The organism is Streptomyces hainanensis, from assembly GCF_004348415.1.
In the GTDB taxonomy this organism is placed as follows: domain Bacteria; phylum Actinomycetota; class Actinomycetes; order Streptomycetales; family Streptomycetaceae; genus Streptomyces; species Streptomyces hainanensis.
Window position 1 is genome coordinate 1 of the sequence record NZ_SMKI01000544.1, and the last position, 4,706, is coordinate 4,706.

A 4,706-nucleotide genomic window follows, 5' to 3' on the forward strand; every position below is an offset into this window, starting at 1 on the left:
GGTGGCGCGCCGGGGGTGCGCCGCGTGACTCGTTCGGTGTTCGCGCGCTCTCCCGGTGGTTCTGGGCGACATCGAGAATGAGCAGGTCGCGCGCTCCGGGCGATTCCCCGCACCGGCTCGTCGGGCCGGGTGGACATGCCGTCGAAAGGGTCCGTGTTGTTGCTTCTCATCTCTCCGGACAGCGTCGAGGAAGCCCTCGTCTGTGCGAAGGCGGCGCGGTATCTCGACATCGTCGACGTCAAGAAGCCGGACGAGGGCTCGCTCGGTGCGAACTTCCCGTGGGTCATCAGGGAGATCCGTGACGCGGTCCCGGCGGACAAGCCGGTGTCCGCCACCGTGGGAGACGTGCCGTACAAGCCCGGCACGGTGGCGCAGGCGGCGCTCGGGGCGGTCGTGTCCGGGGCGTCGTACATCAAGGTGGGCCTCTACGGGTGCACGACGCCCGAGCAGGCCGTCGACGTGATGCGCGGGGTCGTCCGGGCGGTGAAGGACCATCGGCCGGACGCCCTGGTCGTCGCGTCCGGCTACGCCGACGCGCACCGGGTCGGCTGCGTCAATCCGCTCGCGCTGCCCGACATCGCCCGACGGGCCGGTTGCGACGCGGCCATGTTGGACACCGCGATCAAGGACGGGAGCCGGTTGTTCGACCACGTTCCGCCGGATCGCTGCGCGGAGTTCGTGCGGCTGGCCCACGAGGCGGGTCTGCTGGCCGCGCTCGCCGGCAGCGTCACGGCGGGAGACCTCGGCACGTTGACCCGCATCGGCACGGACATCGTGGGCGTGCGCGGGGCGGTCTGTGAGCGGGGCGACCGGAACAGCGGGAGGATCCAGCCGCAACTGGTGGCCGCCTTCCGGGCGGAGATGGACCGGCACGCCGGCGAGCAGGCGGCCGCCGTCACCGCCGCGAGCTGACCGCCGGTATGCCGACGAGTCGGTTCCGTCGCGGGTCGGGCAGCCCCGGCGGGCGTTTCGCGGTCGTCGACCCGGCGACGGGTGAGGCGTTCGACGAGGCTCCCGACCAGCGGCCGGAGGAGTTGGACGGGATCGTCGACCGGGCCCGGGCGGCCTGGCCCGGTTGGCGCGCGGATCCCGCCGCCCGCGCCACCGCGTTGCTCGCGGCGGCCGACCGTGTGGAGGCGGCCGGCGAGGACCTCGCGCCGCTCCTCACCCGTGAGCAGGGCAAGCCGCTGGCCGAGTCGTTGGCGGAGGTGGCCCGTACGGCGGCCCGCCTGCGGTACTTCGCCGACCTGGGTGCCCCTCCCCAGCCGATCTCGGACGGTCGCCCGGTGAGCAGCGAGCTCCGCTGGCGCTCTCTCGGGCCCGTCGCCGCGATCGTCCCGTGGAACTTTCCCCTCCAGCTGGCGTCGGCGAAGTTCGCGCCGGCACTCGCGGCGGGCAACACGATGGTGCTCAAGCCGTCCCCGTTCACGCCCCTCGCCACCCGGCTGCTCGCGTCCGTCGTCGCCACCGCCCTCCCCGACGACGTGCTGACGGTCGTCACCGGCCGCGAGCCCCTCGGCTCCCGCCTGGCGTCCCATCCGGGGATCCGCCACGTGACGTTCACCGGATCCGTTCCCACCGGCCGGGCGGTCGCGGCGGGCGCGGCGGCGTCGCTCGCCAGGGTCACCCTCGAGCTGGGCGGCAACGACGCCGCCATCCTGCTCGACGACGTGGACGTGGAGCGTGTCGCGGACCGGTTGTTCTGGGCGGCGTTCCGCAACTGCGGGCAGGTCTGCATGGCGGTCAAGCGGGTCTACGCCCCGGCCCGGATCCACGCGGAGGTGGTCGAGGCCCTCGCGCAGCGCGCGAAGACGGTGGTCGTCGGGCCCGGGCTCGACCCGGGTTCGCGACTGGGGCCGGTCAACAACGCCGCCCAACTGGACCGGGTCGAACGCTGTACGGCCCGGGCACTGGCGGACGGGGCCCGGGCGGTGGTCGGCGGTCGGCGGATGGACCGGCCGGGCTACTTCTTCGCCCCGACGATCCTGGCCGATGTCCCGCCGGACAGCCCGGTGGTGACGGAGGAGCAGTTCGGCCCGGTGCTGCCGGTGCTGCCGTACGCCCGCCTCGACGAGGCCGTCGCGGCGGCCAACGACACCGGCTTCGGTCTTGGCGGCTCGGTCTGGGGAACCGATCAGGACCGGGCCGAGGCGGTGGCCGACCGGTTGGAGTGCGGGACGGCGTGGATCAACCACCATGGCGAACTGTCACTCGCGCAGCCCTTCGCGGGCGTCAAGGAGAGCGGTGTGGGCGTCGCGGGCGGGCCGTGGGGGCTCTACGGAAACCTCAGGCCGTTCGTCGTGCACCGCCCGGAGGAGCCGTGACGACGAGGTTCGACGCGGCGGTGCTGCGCTCGTACGAGGGCCGGTTCGCGGTCGAGGAGGTGGTCCTGAACGGGGGGCCGGTCGACGGCGAGGTCCTGGTCAGGGTCGCGGGCTGCGGGATGTGCCGGACGGATCTCGCGGTCCGGCGTTCGGCGGGGCGCTCGCCGCTGCCGGCGGTGCTCGGCCACGAGGGGGCCGGGGTCGTGGTGGAGACAGGCGGCCCCGGCACCGGCCTGACCACCGGTGATCACGTCGTGCTGAGCTTCGACTCCTGCGGTGGCTGCCGGAGTTGCCTCGCCGGGGCGCCCGCCTACTGCGACTCCTTCGCCGCGCTGAACCTGTTCGCGGGGCGCGAGGAGAAGCCGGCACGGTTAACGGACGCGGCGGGAGGCGCGCTGGCTCCCCGGTGGTTCGGGCAGTCCTCGTTCGCCGAGTACGCGCTGGTCTCGGCCCGGAACGCCGTCCGGGTGGATCCGGCGCTGCCCGTGGCACTGTTGGGGCCGCTCGGCTGCGGCTTCCTCACCGGCGCCGGAGCGGTGCTGAACTCCTTCGGGGTCCGGCCGGGCGACACCGTCGTGGTGTTGGGGGCGGGAGCGGTGGGCCTGGCCGCGGTGATGGCGGCCACCGCCGCCGGGGCGACGGTCGTGGCCGTCGAACGGCACCCCGAACGGCTGGCCCTCGCCGAGCGGTTCGGCGCGATCCCGGTGCACGCCACGTCGGCCGACCTGCCAGGCCGCGTTCGGCGGCTGACCGACGGCGGCGCGCAGTACGCCCTCGACAGCACGGCCTCCGCCCCGCTGATCAACGACGCGCTCCGGGCCCTGCGCCCGACCGGCCGCCTCGGTCTGGTCGCGCGGCTCCACACGCCGCTGCCGATCGAACCGGGCGCGCTGGACCAGGGGCGGAGCATCTCCCACGTCTGCGAGGGGGACGCGGTGCCGGGACTGCTGGTTCCGCGCCTGATCGGGCTGTGGCGGGCCGGGCGGTTCCCCTTCGACGAGCTGATCCGCACCTACCCGCTCGCCGACATCGACCAGGCGGAACGCGACTTCGACGCGGGCCGCGTGGTCAAGCCCGTCCTGGTGCCGGAGGGGTGACGGCCCGGCAGACGACGCACCGGAACCGCTCACGACGGTGTCAGGTCAGGGCCTTGTTCGCGAACACCCACCGATTGCCCTCCAGCGCGTCGTTCGGCTCGGGCAGCGGGCCGCGCCCGTGCCGGCGGGTGAAGTCGTAGGGCAGTTCGACCGACGTGCTCCAGCCCTTGTCCGCCAGCGCGGCCGCGGAGTCGGGCCGGGGTTCCCCGCTGAACAGGCTGAGCAGGTCGATGCCGATCTGCTGGTTGGTCGAGGTGTACAACGGGCTGTCGCGGTAAGCCATCAGGTCCTTCTCCACCTTGACCTCGTACGCCAGGGCGCTGCCGCCGGCGCTCAACCGGTCGACCGTGTCGACGAGATAGGTCTCGGCGTCGTGGGGGAGGTAGAACAACAGGCCCTCGGCAAGCCAGACGCTCGGCTCGGCGGGATCGAAGCCGGCACCGGTCAGGGCTGCGACCCAGTCGGCGCGGAGATCGACCGGGATCGGCACCCGGGTTGCCCGCGGCGTGGCGGACACGTCGCCGAGCACGCGGTGCTTGAAGGCCAGCACGGAGTCCCTGTCGATCTCGAAGATCACGCAGCCGGCCGGCCAGTCGAGCCGGAAGGCCCGGGTGTCCAGCCCCGCGCCGAGCAGGACCACCTGGCGGGCGCCGCCTGCCACCGACCGGACGAGGAAGTCGTCCAGGACCCTCGTGCGCAGGCCGAAGTAGCGGGCGAACCGCCCCCACAACGGGTTCGCGTCCCCGTCCGGGACCTCTCCGGGGTGGACCGGCCAGCCCGCGCACGCCGGTGCGGAACGCACGAAGTGCTCCGCGTAGGGGTCCCGTGCGAGGCTGTCGCCGCGGTGGGTTTCGATCGCCCGTGCGGCGGCGACCAGGAGGGCGGTCAGGCCGACACCGCCGTCCACACCGTCCGTGCCGGTGTTGCGAGGGGATGCGTCAAGCATGGTGGTGTGTGTCCTCCATCGGCGCGAGTGGCGGCCATGAGCGGAGAGTTCGCGGTGCCGACCACCGCGCCTCCTCCGACCCGGATGCGAACGCGTGACTCGTTCAGCGCCTTCATGATCCGAGCCGCACCGTTTCACCGCAGGGAGAACTGACGGAACTCGCTCGTACGAATGAATCTCGCCCGGGCGGCTCCGGGGTGTTCCGAGGCGCGCTAGGTGTATTGCCCTGTGAGGTTGGGGACGCGGCTGGTGGGTGGTTTGCCTGCGAGTGCGGTGTGTCCGCGGTGGTGATTGTAGGTGTGGAGCCAGTCGGGGAAGGCGTCGCGTCGTTCCTGCTCT

Annotated in this window: 4 protein-coding genes and 1 pseudogene; 3 read left to right on the forward strand and 2 right to left on the reverse strand. The window is 73.1% G+C overall.

Going from position 1 to position 4,706, the window contains the following annotated elements:
- Positions 1–156: 156 nt before the first annotated feature.
- The 3 genes from E1283_RS32105 to E1283_RS32115 are packed head-to-tail and all read left to right on the forward strand — an operon-like array spanning position 157 to position 3,421.
- Positions 157–912 (forward strand): (5-formylfuran-3-yl)methyl phosphate synthase, encoded by a 756-nt coding sequence (locus E1283_RS32105; RefSeq protein ID WP_132821686.1) that lies wholly within the window; start codon positions 157–159, stop codon positions 910–912.
- An 8-nt stretch (positions 913–920) separates the two neighbouring features.
- Entirely contained in the window at positions 921–2,324 is a 1,404-nt protein-coding gene (locus tag E1283_RS32110; protein WP_132821687.1) for an aldehyde dehydrogenase family protein, read from the forward strand.
- Positions 2,321–3,421, forward strand: coding sequence for an NAD(P)-dependent alcohol dehydrogenase (locus E1283_RS32115; protein ID WP_132821688.1), 1,101 nt, complete (start codon positions 2,321–2,323; stop codon positions 3,419–3,421). The genes E1283_RS32110 and E1283_RS32115 overlap by 4 nt, the downstream gene beginning before the upstream one ends.
- Before the next feature lie 40 nt (positions 3,422–3,461).
- Here the strand turns inward: E1283_RS32115 and E1283_RS32120 are convergent, their stop codons facing one another.
- Together E1283_RS32120 and E1283_RS32125 are read right to left on the reverse strand one after the other, a co-directional pair.
- Positions 3,462–4,367 (reverse strand): class I SAM-dependent methyltransferase, encoded by a 906-nt coding sequence (locus E1283_RS32120; RefSeq protein WP_132821689.1) that lies wholly within the window; start codon positions 4,365–4,367, stop codon positions 3,462–3,464.
- Positions 4,368–4,579: 212 nt separating this feature from the next.
- Positions 4,580–4,706 (reverse strand): annotated as a pseudogene (locus E1283_RS32125) (IS481 family transposase); the annotation flags it as partial.

Excerpts from the sequence above, each read along its gene's own strand:
- E1283_RS32120 (WP_132821689.1), bottom strand. The coding sequence starts at position 4,367 with ATGCTTGACGCATCCCCTCGCAACACCGGCACGGACGGTGTGGACGGC.
- E1283_RS32110 (WP_132821687.1), top strand. The coding sequence starts at position 921 with ATGCCGACGAGTCGGTTCCGTCGCGGGTCGGGCAGCCCCGGCGGGCGT.